This is a genomic window from Phormidesmis sp. 146-12, from assembly GCF_052939495.1.
This window is the reverse complement of record NZ_JBJPHS010000121.1, coordinates 1-17,043: the sequence shown is the minus strand read 5'-3', so window position 1 is coordinate 17,043 and position 17,043 is coordinate 1. Positions and strand designations below refer to the sequence as shown.

General features: G+C 54.1%; 26 protein-coding genes. 7 read left to right on the top strand and 19 right to left on the bottom strand.

The genetic code is table 11. The annotated features are described in order from the left end of the window. The first annotated feature begins 236 nt into the window (after positions 1 to 236). A complete protein-coding gene (locus tag ACKFKF_RS29810; protein ID WP_446871001.1) occupies positions 237 to 848 on the top strand; it encodes a hypothetical protein in 612 nt (203 codons plus the stop codon). Then, a complete protein-coding gene (locus tag ACKFKF_RS29805) occupies positions 814 to 1,185 on the top strand; it encodes a hypothetical protein (protein WP_446871000.1) in 372 nt (123 codons plus the stop codon). The genes ACKFKF_RS29810 and ACKFKF_RS29805 overlap by 35 nt, the downstream gene beginning before the upstream one ends. A gap of 379 nt (positions 1,186 to 1,564) precedes the next feature. Here the strand turns inward: ACKFKF_RS29805 and ACKFKF_RS29800 are convergent, their stop codons facing one another. Next, positions 1,565 to 1,732, bottom strand: a complete 168-nt coding sequence (locus tag ACKFKF_RS29800) for a hypothetical protein (protein WP_446870999.1) — start codon at positions 1,730 to 1,732, stop codon at positions 1,565 to 1,567. 155 nt (positions 1,733 to 1,887) lie between these two features. Here ACKFKF_RS29800 and ACKFKF_RS29795 point away from each other — a divergent pair, with 155 nt between their 5' ends. Next, the gene (locus tag ACKFKF_RS29795; protein ID WP_446870998.1) at positions 1,888 to 2,493 is read left to right on the top strand and encodes a hypothetical protein; all 606 of its coding nucleotides are present in this window, start codon (positions 1,888 to 1,890) and stop codon (positions 2,491 to 2,493) included. A gap of 52 nt (positions 2,494 to 2,545) precedes the next feature. Continuing rightward, on the top strand, positions 2,546 to 3,301 hold the full coding sequence (locus tag ACKFKF_RS29790) for a hypothetical protein (RefSeq protein ID WP_446870997.1): 756 nt from the start codon (positions 2,546 to 2,548) through the stop codon (positions 3,299 to 3,301). 35 nt (positions 3,302 to 3,336) lie between these two features. Here ACKFKF_RS29790 and ACKFKF_RS29785 read toward each other — a convergent pair whose 3' ends face one another. The 9 genes from ACKFKF_RS29785 to ACKFKF_RS29745 form a co-directional block, all read right to left on the bottom strand. After that, a complete protein-coding gene (locus tag ACKFKF_RS29785; RefSeq protein ID WP_446870996.1) occupies positions 3,337 to 4,305 on the bottom strand; it encodes a hypothetical protein in 969 nt (322 codons plus the stop codon). An 863-nt stretch (positions 4,306 to 5,168) separates the two neighbouring features. Further along, entirely contained in the window at positions 5,169 to 6,185 is a 1,017-nt protein-coding gene (locus tag ACKFKF_RS29780; RefSeq protein ID WP_446870995.1) for a metal-dependent hydrolase, read from the bottom strand. A gap of 321 nt (positions 6,186 to 6,506) precedes the next feature. Beyond that, positions 6,507 to 7,322 carry an AAA family ATPase gene (locus tag ACKFKF_RS29775; protein WP_446870994.1) on the bottom strand — a complete coding sequence of 272 codons (816 nt, stop codon included), beginning with the start codon at positions 7,320 to 7,322 and terminating at the stop codon, positions 6,507 to 6,509. After that, a complete protein-coding gene (locus ACKFKF_RS29770) occupies positions 7,319 to 7,543 on the bottom strand; it encodes a hypothetical protein (RefSeq protein WP_446870993.1) in 225 nt (74 codons plus the stop codon). The genes ACKFKF_RS29775 and ACKFKF_RS29770 overlap by 4 nt, the downstream gene beginning before the upstream one ends. Positions 7,544 to 7,881: 338 nt before the next feature. Then, the gene (locus ACKFKF_RS29765; protein ID WP_446870992.1) at positions 7,882 to 10,119 is read right to left on the bottom strand and encodes a Calx-beta domain-containing protein; all 2,238 of its coding nucleotides are present in this window, start codon (positions 10,117 to 10,119) and stop codon (positions 7,882 to 7,884) included. Positions 10,120 to 10,151: 32 nt separating this feature from the next. Further along, positions 10,152 to 10,508, bottom strand: coding sequence for a DprA-like winged helix domain-containing protein (locus tag ACKFKF_RS29760; RefSeq protein WP_446870991.1), 357 nt, complete (start codon positions 10,506 to 10,508; stop codon positions 10,152 to 10,154). A gap of 98 nt (positions 10,509 to 10,606) precedes the next feature. Continuing rightward, complete coding sequence (locus ACKFKF_RS29755; protein WP_446870989.1) at positions 10,607 to 11,179, bottom strand: hypothetical protein; 573 nt, start codon at positions 11,177 to 11,179, stop codon at positions 10,607 to 10,609. Next, positions 11,172 to 11,369, bottom strand: coding sequence for a hypothetical protein (locus ACKFKF_RS29750; protein WP_446870988.1), 198 nt, complete (start codon positions 11,367 to 11,369; stop codon positions 11,172 to 11,174). The genes ACKFKF_RS29755 and ACKFKF_RS29750 overlap by 8 nt, the downstream gene beginning before the upstream one ends. After that, positions 11,362 to 11,865 carry a hypothetical protein gene (locus tag ACKFKF_RS29745; protein ID WP_446870987.1) on the bottom strand — a complete coding sequence of 168 codons (504 nt, stop codon included), beginning with the start codon at positions 11,863 to 11,865 and terminating at the stop codon, positions 11,362 to 11,364. Before ACKFKF_RS29745 ends, ACKFKF_RS29750 begins: the two co-directional genes overlap by 8 nt. 683 nt (positions 11,866 to 12,548) lie before the next feature. Here ACKFKF_RS29745 and ACKFKF_RS29740 point away from each other — a divergent pair. Together ACKFKF_RS29740 and ACKFKF_RS29735 are read left to right on the top strand one after the other, a co-directional pair. After that, complete coding sequence (locus tag ACKFKF_RS29740) at positions 12,549 to 12,875, top strand: helix-turn-helix domain-containing protein (RefSeq protein ID WP_446870986.1); 327 nt, start codon at positions 12,549 to 12,551, stop codon at positions 12,873 to 12,875. 84 nt (positions 12,876 to 12,959) lie between these two features. After that, positions 12,960 to 13,256 (top strand): hypothetical protein, encoded by a 297-nt coding sequence (locus ACKFKF_RS29735; RefSeq protein WP_446870985.1) that lies wholly within the window; start codon positions 12,960 to 12,962, stop codon positions 13,254 to 13,256. Here ACKFKF_RS29735 and ACKFKF_RS29730 read toward each other — a convergent pair whose 3' ends face one another. The 8 genes from ACKFKF_RS29730 to ACKFKF_RS29695 all read right to left on the bottom strand — a co-directional run bounded on the left by ACKFKF_RS29730 (position 13,257) and on the right by ACKFKF_RS29695 (position 15,764). Then, positions 13,257 to 13,571, bottom strand: a complete 315-nt coding sequence (locus ACKFKF_RS29730; protein WP_446870984.1) for a hypothetical protein — start codon at positions 13,569 to 13,571, stop codon at positions 13,257 to 13,259. Between the two features lie 2 nt (positions 13,572 to 13,573). Then, on the bottom strand, positions 13,574 to 13,798 hold the full coding sequence (locus tag ACKFKF_RS29725; protein ID WP_446870983.1) for an HAD hydrolase-like protein: 225 nt from the start codon (positions 13,796 to 13,798) through the stop codon (positions 13,574 to 13,576). Positions 13,799 to 13,895: 97 nt separating this feature from the next. Then, complete coding sequence (locus tag ACKFKF_RS29720; protein ID WP_446870982.1) at positions 13,896 to 14,129, bottom strand: hypothetical protein; 234 nt, start codon at positions 14,127 to 14,129, stop codon at positions 13,896 to 13,898. Next, the gene (locus ACKFKF_RS29715) at positions 14,126 to 14,347 is read right to left on the bottom strand and encodes a hypothetical protein (protein ID WP_446870981.1); all 222 of its coding nucleotides are present in this window, start codon (positions 14,345 to 14,347) and stop codon (positions 14,126 to 14,128) included. Before ACKFKF_RS29715 ends, ACKFKF_RS29720 begins: the two co-directional genes overlap by 4 nt. 120 nt (positions 14,348 to 14,467) lie before the next feature. Next, a complete protein-coding gene (locus tag ACKFKF_RS29710; protein ID WP_446870980.1) occupies positions 14,468 to 14,782 on the bottom strand; it encodes a hypothetical protein in 315 nt (104 codons plus the stop codon). 57 nt (positions 14,783 to 14,839) lie between these two features. Next, the gene (locus ACKFKF_RS29705) at positions 14,840 to 15,046 is read right to left on the bottom strand and encodes a hypothetical protein (protein ID WP_446870979.1); all 207 of its coding nucleotides are present in this window, start codon (positions 15,044 to 15,046) and stop codon (positions 14,840 to 14,842) included. A 47-nt stretch (positions 15,047 to 15,093) separates the two neighbouring features. Beyond that, positions 15,094 to 15,444 carry a hypothetical protein gene (locus ACKFKF_RS29700; RefSeq protein WP_446870978.1) on the bottom strand — a complete coding sequence of 117 codons (351 nt, stop codon included), beginning with the start codon at positions 15,442 to 15,444 and terminating at the stop codon, positions 15,094 to 15,096. A gap of 56 nt (positions 15,445 to 15,500) precedes the next feature. Next, the gene (locus ACKFKF_RS29695; protein ID WP_446870977.1) at positions 15,501 to 15,764 is read right to left on the bottom strand and encodes a hypothetical protein; all 264 of its coding nucleotides are present in this window, start codon (positions 15,762 to 15,764) and stop codon (positions 15,501 to 15,503) included. Between the two features lie 16 nt (positions 15,765 to 15,780). On the opposite strand from ACKFKF_RS29695, the gene ACKFKF_RS29690 reads away from it, so the two are divergent. After that, positions 15,781 to 15,984: a hypothetical protein gene (locus ACKFKF_RS29690; RefSeq protein ID WP_446870976.1), complete on the top strand. Its 204-nt coding sequence runs from the start codon at positions 15,781 to 15,783 to the stop codon at positions 15,982 to 15,984. Here ACKFKF_RS29690 and ACKFKF_RS29685 read toward each other — a convergent pair. Beyond that, positions 15,963 to 16,562: a hypothetical protein gene (locus ACKFKF_RS29685; protein WP_446870975.1), complete on the bottom strand. Its 600-nt coding sequence runs from the start codon at positions 16,560 to 16,562 to the stop codon at positions 15,963 to 15,965. The two genes, ACKFKF_RS29690 and ACKFKF_RS29685, sit on opposite strands and share 22 nt — an antisense overlap. Positions 16,563 to 17,043: the final 481 nt, after the last annotated feature.

The window sequence follows — 17,043 nt, the reverse complement described above, 5'->3', positions numbered from 1 at the left end:
TGCATCCCACACCAGCCCCACCCGGTGGGCGGCGGTAGCGGGGGTGGGGAGCGGCACATCACAGAAAAAGCTCCTAGCTATCCAACGCGGGAATCGTCTTATCCTTCATCCAAACTCGATCGAGCAGCACATAGGACAAGACAGCAGGACAGGACAAGCTAAACCACTCCTATGCTTGATTTATAGCTGTCCTATGCTACCGTAGGACAGTACAGGACAGGACAGCACAGGACACTATGACAGACACCTATCAGCCCACGATCAAAGACTTTGAAGAGCGCTACAACATCGCCCGATCGAACGTCAACAACCGCATCACCGGACTGAAGCAGAAAGGCTATTCAATGGAGCCGGGAAAGCTGGAGGGCAAGAATGTCTACAACTCTGAGCAAGTTGGACTGATGGACTATCTCAACGACCACATCAAATCTGGAGGCACGATCGCAACCTTCCCCACTCCTGAGAATGTAGCCTCACAGGACAGTAGGACACTGACCTATGAGACACAGGACAAGCCAGCACCCCGAACTAAAGATGCTCCCACCCCTACCAACTTCGGCGGCATGGTTGAAGCCATCTCGAATCGAGTTGCTGAACTGCTCCAGCTTCGCCAACCCGAACCCCTCCATCTTCCAGCTCCTGCTCCCGCCGCCGTTGCTGATCCACTAGAGAAATACCGCCGACTTCAAGAAGTTGCTGATGCTGGCTTTCTCCTCAGTAGCAGTGACCTGGCCGCACTACTCGATCGAAAGTCCATGCCTGGCCACGAGTTCGAGCGCTACGGCTTCAAGTTTTGCAAGGCTGGGCGTAACGGTGGTGAGACTGCCTGGAGGATTGAGAAGCTATGAGCAAACCTCACCTCATCGCCTGCTCAGTCTGCGGCAAGCGTTGGATCAACCTTTCCACCTTTGCCGTAGCCTGCCCCTGGTGCGAGTCTTCCTGCATCTCGCTTGGAGAATTGCCGGAAGCAGCAGTCCCCGCGATCGTATCCTCTGGCATTCCCGATCTACGCCATTAGCTTTCGCTCGATCGCTTCCACCCTTTGCCTTAGTTGTCCCACCTCATCCTCTGGAGCAGGTGGGTTTATTTTTGCCTGAATTGCCTCTAGTAAGAATGCCGATCGCTCCCGGTCATCACTGGGCAAAGCATCAAAAATGTTCTGGGGTACACGGAATTGGACTCTAGGATTAGGCATGGTGACAACCTGGTGACAAATTGAGATTACGTGGTGACAGATTCAGCAAATATCTGGTGACAGCTTTTCCTAACCTGGTGACAAGTGATGGTGACAGGTGGAGCCAGACTTAGCCCGATCGCTGGTGACAGTCTGCCCCATCTCGATCACAAAAATCTACTGAGATTCTGCCTAATTGCTTCTGTCCGCAATGTCTTCTCTAGGGTTCAGCCTGGACTACGCAAACTATACAAGCCCCCTGAAAGTGCCTGGTGGTGGCATTCTCAGAGGGCTTGATTAGCTCTTAAGCCTGAATAATTTGCCTGTACTACAGGACTTCTGGACTAGATTTGGACTAAAAGTCTCTAAAATCCCTCTGTAGCATCAATACTACGTTAGTAGTTGGATTGACCTCGCCATCTCATTCATGACATTGGAGGCGTAGGACTGCCACTCTAGATTCTCGATTGCATGCCACGCCAAGCAGCCATCAATCACAAGCTGAGACACGATCGCAAATTTGATTACGTTCTTCCTGAGCCGCATAGCCTTTCGCATAGTCCCCTTTCCTGTCCTATAGGTCACTGTCCTACTGTCCTGTCCTATTGTCCTACGCTACTCTTCGTTTGCCAACCAATTCAGTACTCTCCCTGATGTGTGCCGCTGTGCTTGGCTTATAGCGGTATTCAATCCCCCTTATAAGGAAATTCTCTATGCATCCCGATCGCCTGATTTCAGGAGCTTTAGCTGGCGGTATTTTGCTTGCTGCTGCCTCGGCTCAAGCCATTCCCTTTAGAGATGCGGCTGGAAACATCCACTTTCAAGATGCCGGGCAAACGCCTGGGCTATCGCTTCAAGCCTCCAATGGAGATCTGAAGCGCAACCTGGTGGCTAACTTTTGCGGCATTCTTCCAGTCACCAATCCCCCTGCCCCTGGAGTGATGCCCGCAAGCATCACCGTTGCCGGGACTACGATCGATACGACTACCTTGCCTGTGCAAGCCGTTCCTACCTGCATTAATAACGTCCTCAGCGAACCTCGTGCAGCAGATTTCAAGTCTGCAACTGGAGCTGTCTACCTGGTTGGGCGCACGCCTGGAATCCGCTACGAAACCACCTATCCCGGCATCCCTGCCCCTGGCTCGGTTTCCGTGAATGGCTGTGGTTATGGGCGAATCAGCAACACTGTTGCTCGGCCTGCGCCAACGACCTTTGTGTTTGGAGGCACAACCTACACCACGGTTGACCTCAACCTCCAGATTCCCAACATCTGCATCACCACTGGCGGTGTTCCCACTAGATATGCTCCTGCTCCCTAACTCTTGCTGGCTTCGTCCTCACTAGCACTGCGCCCTTCGGGGCGCTTCTTGTATGCGGTTTTTCACGTACATTTCCGCTCTACTTGCCTCCGCTGCCCTGGCTCTCCCAGCCGCCGCGATCGAGTTCTACAAAGATGCCAAAGATAATCTCTACTTCGAGGGTCTGAACCCTCAAGATTTGGTATCAGTTACCTACCTTGCAGATACCCAGCCCAAGCGCCTTTGGATGTACAGAGATATCACCAAAACCTGCTTGGTTCACAACCTCTACAAATCCAACAAGCGCCTACTTTTCTCTGGCTCTATCCGGCTCTATCTTTCCCCCCTGCCCTCTGACTTCCAGCCTTCTGATATTGCTTATGCCCCCCAGAACAGCAACCCCTGCAATGGGGGCACGATCGACAGCTCCTTACCTTGGACTACGATCGCGCCTGGCATTCAGGCTATTCGGCTCCTAGAATCCAATCGCTTCGGGCGCTGCCCCTACGATGGTTGCCTGCCTAGTGAGAAAATCCCCATCACTATCACATCCCTGTATCTGTCCGGCTTGGCCGCTCCCGCCTACCAGGTCTCCGATCTCCGCGATCGAGTGCGGTTTTCTGCTGCCGACTCCTGCGGCTTCCTCAAACTTGCCAACACTACTAAGTGGTCAGCTTTCCGCGCTGATCGATTAGAGATTCGCAGCAAACTTAAAGGTGGGCCTAACTACGGCATTTTTGCCAGAGCCGGGGCACGGGCTGCACGGCTCCGACCCGATAACCAGATTTCACGCTGTAAGGATGGGACTATCTACCGAGCTATCCCATAGGACAGTAGGACACTGACCTACAGGACATAGGACAGTTAATCATTCTGACTGAGAACTAACAGCTTCACCTGGGCAAGCTTTGCGCGTAACTTGGCCCAGTCCTGGTAACTCTGCCCCTTCACCCGATCGAGCGCTGATTCACTCCCCAGATAGCTATCAGTCGTTACTGCCGTCGTGAATCTGTAATCGACTTCTCTAATCCTCAGCCGCAACACTTCACGCCGTGCGATTTCCTGTTGCACTTGGAAGTTTTTACGAAGCACATCAAAGTCCAACACGATAAGGATTACAGCCTCTCTGATTTTGGCTGCAAGCTCCCCCCGCTCTTTCTCCACCGTCGCTACTTTCACCTGTAAATCAGTAATCAAGATGGTGCGCTGCTGGGTGGCATCGTCCCCACCGGCTGCCCGACGAAATAGCGGAATGCCGATCGACCCCAGCACATCATTGATTCCGCTAAACGTATCTCCGAAGAATAGACCACCCAAGCGATTCAGCAGTCCCCGCTTGCGCTCTGGCTTGGTCGCTGTCGCTGGGATTGTTTCTACCTTTAGCCACGCCTGTAACAGTGGCTCAAACACCCCTAGCCTGATTGCTTTGTTGTTGTTCGCCCTGGCCTCCTCGATCTTGGCGTTGACGAGCTGCACCCGCTCATCGATCGCTCTCAAACTTTGGCTATTGCCGATCGCTAAATCCTGCAACTGCTTGATGCAGCTTTCTTGTGCATCCAGACAAGGCAATTCCCCAAGCATTGCTCTCCACAAATCATCATTGATTCGCAGTTGGATCAGTTTGTCGAGGTTGTCTCCCGCTGGGTTGAGTGGGTTAATCTCCCCATTGTCGATTTGGTCGATGTTCTGGGGTGTATCACTCTGTTGCTGGGGTGCTGCCGCTGGGATTTTCGCGGGTGCTGCCGCCGGTGCTGCGATCGCCGCTGGGTTTATCGGTGGCTTGGGGGATTTGGCCCAACTGTCCTCCGCCGCTGACGATAAGAGTAAGCTCAACAGACAAATCTTGGTTATTCTGCCCCTCGAACCGAACCTTTTGAACCCTGCCACCATAGGGACTCCTGACAGCCGATAGCTGCGATAACTGAACTTCTACCTGACTGAGCCGTGCTTCAAGCTCAACAACTGAGCCATTTTGCTTAAGCTCTTGTTCCTTCAGCGCGATAGCCCGCTTCGACGTTTCTAGGGAGTGCTGATACTCCCGATCGCGCTGGGCCTCCTGAGCCTCCGACAGCTTCCCCTGCGCCAACTGCACATCAGCCTGAGCCAGATTGAATTCGCGCTGTCTCTCCCCCAGAACAATCTCTTCGTGAGGAATTACCGCCTCTGGAATCTCCCCGGCCGGGATGGTGCGAATCACGTCCAACTTTCGCTGCTGCTGCTCTAATCCCCGTGCTGCTGTCTCTGCCTTGTGGCGTTGCTTCTCAATCTCAGCCGCTTGGCTTCCGAAGGCTGCGCCGGGTAGGGGCTTAATCTCTGGGATGGGTAGTAACTGCAACGCTTTCAGCCGTTTGATTTCTCGCTCCAGTGATTCTTTTTGGAATTGCAACCGCACTCGATCGCGAACCTTATCCGCCACAATTTGACCGGGGACAATTACATCGCCCTGCTTCACCTTCAGATCTTCAATGCTGGTAACTGTGATCTTGAGCTTAAACCGCCCCTGACTCTGCCCCTCTGCCCGTCCCTGAGTGCTGGTGATGACTCCAGCCGGGGAAGCTGCGGGGGAAGCTGCGGGGGTTGGTTGGGGTTGAGCCTGAGCCGTGCAGCCGCCCAGTAAAAACCCGATCGCGATTAGCCTTTTCATCCTTCCTCCTCTGTCATTTCCAGGTAGTAATCTTCTGCCCAAATTCCCTCAATCATGTGCCCCTCACTTTGACGATCGCTTTGCCCCTGAGAATCCACGCATCCCGCAAGGATTCAAGCTGCCCTGGTCTGGCATTGGATAGTTCTAGTTGTCCCGCTGCTCTCACTGATGGATAAGCCTCAAGCTCCGGCTGTAACTTGATTTCCGCCATTTCTTCAAGCAGCAGTGAGCCACTGATATAAGCCTTCGGCGGCAGTCGATCGAGCCATTCCCCGATACTGATTTCTCTGAGTACAGCTTCCTCAGCCGTCACCTTAATCGCATCCCCCAAACTGGTCTTTAGCTTGGTCGGTCGGATCTGCACGTCCGGCGCTGCCCCAATCTTGTACAGCTTCCCGGTTTCCCCAGACTCTGCAATCACATCCTGGGCTGTAGCTTCAATCACAGTGAATCGCCCTGTGATCGATTGGCTGGTGTTGATGTTGATGCCCTCGATGTCGATCGACACCGTTCGTCTGTAGCCGTGCTTGTGGAATTGGTCTGCTGCTGTGTTGCTGTTGCTGAAGAATGCAAGCTCAAACTGCTCACTCATCCCGCCGTTGCTGTTGATATTCAACATACAAATCAGCAGCAAGCAGGCGATCGACAAAACCCAATACTCCGCGGGGGTGTTTGTCCCTAGCCTAACTCTAGGATTACCAGGGATAACTAGCCGCGCTGGGTTGGGCCAGAATGCCGCTACTCCAGATTTGGTAAATGAATCTGCAAACCACCCCATGAATTGCCCGATCGTCACCCCTGCCCATAGCTGCCAATCAATCAGAGCTAGGGGAGCTGCTGCAATCAGCACAATTCCGGTCGAGGCAAAGGAGTGGGTGATTGTCCGGTGCGCGAACTTGCTCTGAATTAATGCCGCGATGGGCCACAGCGATCGACCAAACCAAGATTCTGTACTATCCAAATCAGGAAGCTGTGATCCTAATCCTGCTGCCACCATTACCCACGGATTCGCTGTGCCCAACGCGATCGAGGTAACTGTGAGTGAGAGCGCTGCGTGAGTGATGCTCATCATCTAAGTTGTTTTCCTTACTGCTCTAACAAAGCTCCACCAGATCTTCATCACCACCCACCACATTGCATGAATTACGATCGTCACCCCCCACGCAACCCACGCTACTACCCACGCAACCCACGCAACCATCCACGCCATCACCCACCATATCCACATCATTCAAATCCTCGATCGCATCCATCACAACGAAAAATCAACTTTCAAAATCAACCGTTTTAAGCCTTTCACAATCAATTAAAAAAGCGTGTTTCTCGGAGACGTATATGAAATCTTGAAAAATTTAAAATCAACCCCCAGAACAGGTACGGACTAGAAGCCTCATAATTTTCGCCCCGACGCTCCCCGATTCGCGATGTACAGCACTGATCTCAGCGCTAACCCGCCGATCGTGAGGATGCCTCCCATGACGTATAGGGATTTATCCCCAAGCCCAAGCCCAATCAGGCGGATGCTACCCAGCATCATGATTGAGACGATTAGGAAGGGTGTGCCGTCGATGTACTGATAGTGGCCTGCACTCTTGGTTTCCGTCAGCCCCAAGGCTGCTTCCTTAATTACCCGCTGCGCGATCGCGGGATTGTTTCCGGCTTTTCCCTGGAGTGTGGCCAATTCCGCCACTGATAGGGTGATTCCCTGCTTCTTTGCCTCCTCCTGCATCAGCTCACGGATCTGGCTGTCGCTGATAGCCTCAAGCTGCATCACTGGCAGCTTGGTAAAAATATCTTTGGCTGGTGGCTCCCAGGCCAGCACTAGCAGTAGCCCGCCTCGCCGCCAGAGTTGCTGGAGCCAGTCCTTCAGAGCCGCTGGCCACTTGTGGGCATCATCGGCAATCAGCAATCGCTGGGGCTTAGTTAGCTCCTTCAGTAGTTCAGCCCTCAACTGTGCAGCAGTTAGGTTTTTGTCGCTTGCGGTGGTGGTTCCTACTCCCACCTGCTCGCACAGCTCCCGGAGAAGCTCGATCGCGGTGGAGCTATACCGAACCATCCCCACGGTGTAATTAGCCTTAAGCTGATCCATCACCATCAGCCCCACGCCAGTCTTTCCGGCTCCAGGCTCACCCAAAAGTAGTAGCGACTGCCCCGATCGCAGCCCTTCTGCCACTCGCTCGGCTTCAGCCGTGCGAAACCCGCTCATGCCACCGACTCTCTAAGGTTTCTCCAGCGAACGATCATTCGTTTGCTGCAACCCTTTCCAGTGCGATCGCGTACGAAACCGATTAACCCTTCGTAACTGCTCACTCCGTAGGCGCTGGCTTCGTCCAGGGCTGCGAAAACCTCGGCGCGTCGCTGTTCTCGATTCTCTGGTTCATGAGTTTCGATTACTGTCCTGTTGTCCTGTAGGACAGTGCAAGCCATTGTCCTATTGTCCTGTGGTGTTTGCGGGGTGGGGGGTGATTCGATCGGGACTTCGATCATTTCTACTACTGGGGTCGGGATTAGCTCAGGCTCGGTTGTTTCTGGGGCTACTATCGTGCCTGTTCTTTCCACCAGCTCTCTGTATCTCGCTTCAGTTTCCCCTCTGTCAGTCTCCAGCCGCTCGTAGTAGGAGGGTGCATCAAGGATTCTCCGTAGAATCTGCCCAAATTTGTCTAGGATTCGATTTAAGGTTTTCAGCACAAATCAGCACCAATTACTAATCAGTGAGTAACTGGTACTGACCAAGCTGTTCTGGGGGGAACCGCAAACCTACTGAATTAGGTTAGCTCCCAGTCCAAACCTATTACACCCAGACTGTCGATCCCTTGAACCCCTGTGCCGTCCATGCGCCACAGATAGGTTTCCCCGGTGGCAAAGTTGCGCCACACCAGATCATTCTGCCCGTCGCCGTTGTAGTCGCCTACGGCGCTGATATGCCAGTTGGCATCGTTCAGGGTGGTGAGCAGGATCGAGCCTTGATAGGTTGTGCCTGCCATCTGCCACACGTAAACTTCCCCGGTGTTGTAGTTGCGCCAGACCAGATCCGGCTGATTATCTCCGGTGAAATCTGCTACCCCATCAATGCGCCACTCTGTGGGCACACTGCTGAGGCTGACGATCGAGCCTAGCGCTGTGCCGTTCATTAGCCAGATTGCATTCTCTCCAGTGCTGTAGTTGCGCCACACCAGATCACTCTGCCCGTCTGCGTTAAAGTCGCCAGAGCCTTCGATCTGCCACTCCATCCCGATCGTGGTTAGCGCTATCCCCTGGCTCAGAATTGTGCCATTCATGAGCCAGATCACAGCCTGCCCCGTGGCGTAGTCCCGCCAGACTAAATCAGCCTGCCCGTCTGCATTGAAATCGCCCGTGGTGCTGATCCGCCAGGTTCCCCCAACCGTGGGCAATGCTGCACTCTGCCCCCCCTGGGCGCTGCCCCAGATCAAATTCTGGCCAGAGTTCAGGTTTCGCCAAACCAGATCACTCCGTCGATCGCCAGTAAAGTCTGATTTCACCTCGCGCTGATCATCGTTGAGGATAGTCGCTGTCGCGCTGGTTGTGCCGATGTTTGCCCCGCTTGCGTTGAAAATTCCCATCACGAAGGATTCGTCCCCTTCAATCCGTCGATCGCCGTTGACGTTGATGGTGATTCCCTTGGAAGTTTCGCCAGCGTTGAACGTTAGGATTCCGCTGGCTCCGGTATAGTCGCCGTCGCTGTTGGTGGCTGATGAATTCAGGCTCGTGTAGCTCACACTCACCACTTGGCTGCTGGCTGCACTCAGATTCACGGTGAAATAGTAGGGCGTTAGGCCTGCGTTGCCCTCGTACTGCTGGGGATTGAGGGCAATGATGCTGATGCTGGGTGGTGGCGCTGCAACGTCATCGTTCAGGATTGTGCCGATCGCGCTGCCATTGCTGATGCTGGCGTTGATTGCATTACTGAGAATCACACTGAAGGATTCATCCGGCTCTACAATTCCATCCCCCAGAACAGAGATGCTGATGATCTTGCTGGTTTCCCCTGCTGCAAAGCTTACGAATCCACCTACCGCTGTGTAGTCTGAACCCGCGATCGCGCTGCCGTTGCTGGTCGCATAGTTCAGGGTTACTGTCTGGGCGCTGGCTGCACTGAGGCTGACCACAAAATCAAAAAGTGACGAGCTGCCGCCATTGCCCTCATTTTGGCTAATCCCAGCAATACCCACGCTTACAGGCGGTGGCGGGGCTGCGTCGTCGTTTGTGATCGTGCCCGTCGCCGTTGCGGTTGCGATCGTGGCTCCTACTGGATTACTCAGCACGACGCTGAATGATTCATCTGGTTCAAACTCCACATCCCCCAGAACAGACACGCCGATCGCTTTGCTGGTCTCACCTGGTAGAAAAGTAATCTGTCCGGCGCTGGACAGGTAATCAGAACCCGCGCTGGCTGTGCCGTTGCTGGTGGCATAGTTCACGGTCACCACCTGGGCGCTGGCTGCTGAGAGATTGATCGTTAAAAATAACGTACTGCTGCCGCCGTCTCCCTCCAGCTTCCCGGCTCCAGCGATCGAGGCGGCTGGTGGGGGTGTGCTTCCGCCCTCGAATACGAAATCATCCAGGCAGACATAGCTGCCAGTGATTTTGATTCGCTTGATGCCGTTGGCTTGCTCCAGCCCGAAGAAATTATCCTGCCAGGTCGCTGCTGTCCCACTGCCGAAACTTGCACTCTCTACCAGGTTGCCATTGCGATCGTAGGCATCCATCGTGATTCCCCCTGGCGCTGCGGCAAACCACCCGCCCACTCTAAGCGCGTCGTTGTCCAGGGTGATTTCTAGCCCCCGCCAATCGTTATTACTCCCTAGGTAGCCATTTCCAGTGAGTGCTGCCTCAATGTAGCCGTTGGTATCCAGGCCCCATCCGGCATCGCCCCGGCTGAAGTTGCCGATCACAGATTGGATCACTCTCTGCCCTGCCCCGCTGCTGAGATTCGTCAAGCTCACGCCACTACCGCTGAATCGATAGCTGGTGGTGGTTGGCACGAGAAAGCCTGCGCCTAGGGCACTGCTGATAACTAGGCCTGCCGTGGACTCAAAGCTTTCTGTAATTGGGCTAGTGAAGCTGCTGAAGGGGATTTGCACTGGGACTCCTTACAATGTCCCCCCTGAACTACTGCCCAACCAATTAGCCCCGCTACCAGGCAAACACTGATTCTCAGGGAGTAGAGCCGCTTACCACCCTCAATTCTAGAAATGATTAGGTTCGCGATCGACAGATTCTTTGTCTGCCGCCGCACCTGGTCGTAGGTCAGCCCGCTGCGCTCCATCAACTCTTCCCGGCTCACTGGCTCATTGCCAAGATGTTTGATCAGTTGTGCCCTGGTCGCTGCCCCTTGCCCTGTTTGTCGATATTGAATGTTGTGGTTGTACATCTGTTCGCCTCACTTTTTCCACGCAATACACGCCAAGTCTTTTCCTGTCTAGATCTTGGCTGTTGTCCTGTTGTCCTATAGGTCAGTAGGTCACTGTCCTATAGCTTTGGATCGTAGTGATGCTCACTGCCTCGCTTATGGATTGATGCCGCGATCTCAGCCGCTGGCTTCCCCGCGCGAACCATTGCCGTGATCTGCTGGCATTGGTTTGCAGGAATGTAGGTTCGCCGTCGCCGTCGTTCCCCCTGATCGTCCTCCTCCCAGCAGAAGTAAAGGCTTAGGCTTTGTCGCTTCCTGGCTTTGTTGCCCCACCGCTCCTCAATCCATCCGCTTGCCTCGCCCTTCTTGGAGTAGCGGCGCTTCCTACCTGGCTCCGGCGCTGGTGCGGCTGGTCGATCGGCAAACTCCAACCACTCGCCCGTGTACCAGGTCTGGCCCGCCCTGTTGCCTAGATTGATGCCATAGCCAATTTTCGGAATGTTGCTCGTTACGATTACGCCAGTTGGATAGGTTCGGCTCTGGTGATAGAAGGGGCTTCCGCCACGCAACCTCACTACATCGCTCATCCTAAATTCCTGTTCTGGGGATGATGGATTGCTAATGGGGGTCGGTGGGATGTCGGGCACTAGGGAAAGCTGGAAACCTTGCAGAATCTTGGCGGCGCTATCCATGCCTCACCTCCCCGCGAATTATCTGTTCTTCGCTCCACCAGCAAGCGCCAAAACGATTTAGGCCCTGCATCCGATAAACCCACTTCTCTTTTCCGTTGGGCTTTTCCCTGCGCCAGATTCCGATAACTTCTCCGCTCTCGCCCGTGAGCAGGATGGTCACTCGATCGCCGATTTGGAACTTGCTAACCATGCTCTCCCTCCTGAATTCCGGTGCTGGTGAGGCTGAAATTCCAATCCCGGCGCAGCTGGAGCAACTCTTCTACGAAGTCTTGCCATCCCTCATCCCACAGCGATCGAAGCTTGTGGATCGCCCAATCCCGGTGATCAGCTAGCAGGCAGCTATCAATTTGGGCAGAGATTTCATTCATCACTGGGGCGCGGCGGGGTTTTTCTACCGATTCAGACTGCGATCGCTTCTCCCTTGCCTCTACCTTTGCCTGATTCGCTGTAAATCCGTCCTTCAGTGCCCTTACTAGGAATCCTCCGGGATTTCGCACATTTCCCCGCTGCTGCTGCTCTGCGAGGCTGCTAAGGGCATTTCGCACATTCTCGGCGGCGGCGGCGGAACTTTGCTCTAGATGCAGTTGAGCAATTGTTTCGGCAATTGTTTTGTTCGGGATTACTGCTTCCGAAATCATCTCTAGGAGAGCGTTTACTTCCCCTTCTAGTGGATCTGAATCTTGCACCAATCCCTTCTCGTTAATGATCGGGCTGGCCGGATCAACAGGGTGGGTGGGGGGAACCTTCTGTGTTTGTTTGTTTGGTATTTCATTTCTAGATCTGTTTGGTACATTCGCAGATCTGCGAGAAACCTCGTCAGCATTGGCGTTGAGTTGATTTCCGTTTTCGCACGTTTGCGAGTGCTGGTCGCAGATCTGCGAGTTCAATTCGCAATTCTGCGAGTCTGAGTCGCAATTCTGCGAGTCGTTTTCGCAATTCTGCGAGTCAAATTCGCACATCTGCGAGAACGCTTTCAGGGGGCGGATTTGAGGCACTCCAACGGTCATTTGACCCCGCTTTACGTTCAGCCTTCCTCTTGCTTTCAACCCCCCGATCGCGCGGTAGTATGTGGCCTCGTGGATGCCCAGCATTTGGCAGAGTTCATCGACCTCCACCGATTCCTCTGTGCCTGGGCGGAGCTTGATTGCGAAGTAGGCGTAGATTAGCCCCCGTGGGGTCAGTAGCCCGTCCTCAAAGTCTTCCAGTGCCCGATCCCACGTCAGGGCATAGAAGGGGCTTTCAATTCGTTGCCTTGTCTGCGTTTTGGCTGATTCCATACATCTCAATTCAAGACAGGATAAGATGGGAGAACATTCAGTTAGAGCCTGAAAAATTCTCCCACAGTAAATATAGTTTACTTCGGGCAAAGATGATCCATAAATCCTTTGACAGCACCCTCAATCACTACGGCATTAAGGGCAACCGCCTCGCTGAAGTATCGAAAGTTAGCCAGGGATATATCAGCGAGTTTCGGAAGGGTAGAGCCAATCCGTCTTGTGATGTTCTGGAGCGCTTAATTAATGGGGCAGAGGAGCTTAAGCCAGGTGCGCGGCGCTATTTCTGCCAACTGATGGCGGGAAGTGTCATCTCACCTGAAATTTCTCTTGACCATTTGAGTAGTGCAGACATGGCTGGGTTGCTTCTCGCTATAGCCGATCGACTCCGGCAGGCTGATTCACTTTTACTCTCTGCGTAAGAATGCTGGTTGAGATGCTCGTGTATCCGTGCATACTCAGGGTTGCAGTTCCCTGGCCCACCTGCCGTGCATCGAAAAACCAGAATGAAAAACGCCCCGGTTACAGATTTAGAAGTTTCACAAGTATCGATCGTGACCCAGAATCACAAAGCCCCCACGCTGCAAACTCTGCTCGATTTGGTCGATGATCTCCCCGACGAGGATCAGTCCGCCCTGCTTGAGAAACTCATAGGCAAGCAAGCAGATAACGGTCTGTCGGTGGTATTTGGGAACAACCAAATCAGAGGGTCGATCGTGGTGCAGATCAACCAGGCCCCCCCCGCCGAACTTGCCGTGATTCTGAATGTGATTGCTGAACGCATTAAGCGGCAGGGCTTATAGCTACTTCTTTTTCAAATTAGTGTGATGACGGCTGGTAAAGAATACGTTTCTTCCTTCCATCCCGTATTCCTCGTTGTAGATCGCCTTTTTGGCCATCAGCCAGCGGGTAAATTGCTTCACCGTGTTCTCATTCAAATCTAAGATTTTTTTGAGTTGCTCAACATCAAGCCCATCCGATTCTGAAATCGCCCAGTAAATCTGGTTGGCGGTCAAAACCGACTTATGCAGATATAGCTTCTGGTTGGCGGTCAGCCGCTTAGGAAGTAGGCCGTCTGCGTTGGCTGCATCCAGTATTTCTGTATTTAGGGTTGCCACTTTTACTCTCCTAAAAATTCGTGCGCCCACTTAAAGGGAATCCCTGCCGCTGCCGCTGCCCCCTCATCCTCTGGGCGATCTCCCACATAGAGAATTCGATCTGAGGGGTGGTTGTCGATCGCCAGCTTCAGCATTCCTGGCCCTGGCTTGCGAAAGTTTTCTGATGGATCAACGATCGACCTGTAGCCATCGGCGCTCCCTCCATCAATGCCACTTGCTACTAGCACCCGTTCGTTTTTGTGGATAATTCGATGTTCTGGGGTACAGTCAGCCCAAATCTGCCAACATTCCAGCCCTTCAAAATCCGGACAGAAGAATGCTTCTCTAACCTGTGTCTAGGCAAAATCTGAATTCTAAGAAGGCTTCGGCTAGGGATTTATGCTTTGCCTCAATCCCTCCCTGATTGGAGATGATGCAAATCTTCCAGCCATCGGCAATGTAGCGATCGAGCTTCTCAGCCATGCCGGGGATGGGCGCTTGATGCCAGGGCGCATCCACGAATTTGCTATGAGTCGGAAAAATCAGCGTATTGTCCTTGTCGATCAGCAACAGTTTCATAGCTTCACTTCCTCAAAACTTTGCCACCTGATCACAATCTCGCCGCCCAAAGCTTTCACGATGTCATCGTTTATATAAGAAGCCCTGCCATCTGGCTCCTTCAATGCCCGATCGATGCTGCTCTGAATTTTCGTGCGGTTGGTGTCTTCGCCCCGTCCTTGCCTGAGCTTGGCTACTTCCTGAGCAAGCTGGTAGGCAGTCCATCCCAGTGAGTCCATGCGATTCTTGTAAATCTCTACTCTGTCCACGGTTGAATCTGGGGCGCAACTACGCTCTAAGGCTATCATTTCTCTCCCTGGGTGATGTGCGGGGCACGACTCCCGCGATCGTGCATTGGATTAGTGAATCAGGAAAGCAATCTCGAATTCTGCCTTATCGAATTCGCTGATGATTTTGCCTGATTTGATTTCGAGCCAGCCGTACCTAGCCTTGTTAAAGTCGGCTCCCCCAGCTTCCTTGTATTGGTAGTAGCCATCAGCCAAAGTTGCCTCATCAATCACCACGGTGTGGCGCTTCGAGCGATGGGCTTTGTCCTCGTCTGCGTCAGTTTTCGGTGTGCCGTACATAGCCAAGGTCAGGTCTGCTTTCCCATCTGGCTTGATGGGTGCGAGGTAGGCATTTAGCCCTTTGCTGCGGTTGCTAGTTAGTTCCATCCTTTTCTCCATGTTCTAGGGGTGGGGTGTGGGGGCGAGAGGCCCCCACGATCGTCTCTACTTTTTCACGTCGGCATCTAAGCAGCCACCGACAGAACCATCCTCATAAACACAAACCCCATTCCTCCTCACGTTTTCGCAGTCTTCGGGGCTACGGCAAACGTACTCCGCCTTGCACTGCTCTGGATTTTCCCAGCACCACTTTTGGCGGGGAGTCTCGAAGGTATGGACTGCGATCGTGAAAGCTACTACAAAATTCAACATCGTTTTTTCCTCTGAGCCGGGGCGCTACTCCCGGTGTGCGCTGAAAATCAGGCTGCGATCGTGGATTCCATCCGGGCGATTGCTTCTCGCTGGGCAAGTTTGAGAACTGAGAAGGTATTCTTCATCAATTCCAATTCGATCTGATGCACCGCGCGATCGAGTTCGAGCCGCCCAAGCTGCGTCATCGCAAGCTCGTAGGTGTCGTCTTCGGTAAGGATTTCAAATCTCTTCGCCTTGCGCTGCTGGTCATTTTTCAATGTGCCATCGAAGGCGATTTCTCGATCGGCTGCTGCGGTCAGGCTCTCGATCTTTTCCTTGTGGAGTCGCACTTGGGCTTCGAGCTTGAGAAGTTCGTGCTGGCACTTGGCAATAGCGGGTGGATATTCGTTCAGTTTCATGATGGTTTCGAGTGGGGTAGGTGAGTAGGGGCCAGAAGGCTGGCCCGTTCTGGGGATTAGAAAATCAGTTCGTAGTCCTCAGCGGTTCCAACCACTTCCACCAACCGCCGCTCAATCCTGTTCTCTGCCTCCTCTTTCATTGCCCAGAGAAGCATCAGCACTTCCTCAAGCTTTGCGATGTGGGCAATCTCGAAGGAGATGGAGGTTGAATCTTTGTAATCCCCGGTGTGGATGGCGACGCTTTGAGTCAGGTCAGAGACACTGAGCCGTAGTTCGTCCTCGGAAGTCAGAATTAGATTAGTCGTGATGCAACGTGTCATAGTATGTTTGTCCTTGATGGATAAGAAAGCCCCGCCGCCGTGCAAAGTGTTGGGGCTTTTGTTTTGTCTGAACTTCCTTAATTATACCGTGATTACGCTACAGAGTAAAGCACAATTACGATATTTATTTCTCTGCCCATGCCCCGCCGCTGGCGGCGAAGCCGCCGAGGCGGGGGGCGGGGGCAACCCCGCAGAACGCTACGCCAGCAACGACAACTGAGCTGCGCCAGCACCCACCGACCACCACCCACCGCCACAACCCACCAGCCCCCAGCCCGCGGGGGCGGAAACCCCAGCGGGCAACCAAACAAAGCAGGGCACACCCAGCCCCACCGCCAGCGACAGAGAAGCCCACGACCCCGACCCCGACCCACAGAACGCACGGGACGAGGACGCAGACGGCAGCAGCCCCGCGGGGCAGGCGGAAGACGGAAACGAAAACAGCGCCCCACCCGCCCCAGCCAGGGCCCGGACAAAGGCGGAAGACCGAGCCGCAAACGCACCCCGACCGCCACCTGAAACCGAAAACACCCGCAAAGACCGAGCGCCCACACCCGAACGCACGGCGGAGTCCACGCCAGCGGCGCACCCCACCCACACGGGCAAGCCCGAACGCACAGCAGCCGAAACCACCGGAGCCAGCACCGCAGGCACAACCGAACGAGAGCCGCTGAACCCCAGAACGGGGAAAGACGGCAGAGCAGAAGAAACCGAGACAGGAAGAGAAGAAGAAGAAACCACAGCCAGAACCAAGCAACTGACCCAAGTATAGCACAAACACGCCACAAGAACAACCACAAACACGCCACAAACGAAGCCCCAGACCCTTGACAAAAGAAAGCCGATACCTTTCTCCTCCTCTCTTCTCTTCTCTCTTCTCTCTCCTTCTTCCATCGCCTAGCGAAGCCCCCAAGCGTAGGCAGCGCACGGGGTTCGGTAGCCGTGCGATACTGCCGCAGTGTGGGCGTAGCGTAGCGAAAATGAAAGCGCGTCAACGCGAGAAAGAAGGGCGCGTTTTCGCGATTGCGCCTGCGGCATACAGCCGCGTAGCGACGCTGTGACTAGGGAGCCGCAGGCGACCAGTGATCAGCCTTTCACGAGAGGAGCCGACCGACCCTAGGGAGGTGGGCGATCATGCCAGTGCAGCCGGGGGAACGCAGCGAGGGAGGGAGGTACGACCGGAACGCGGAGAGACCAGGGCGTAACGGTCGATCGCTTAACCTTTGCATCCCACACCAGCCCCACCCGGTGGGCGGCGGTAGCGGGGGTGGGGAGCGGC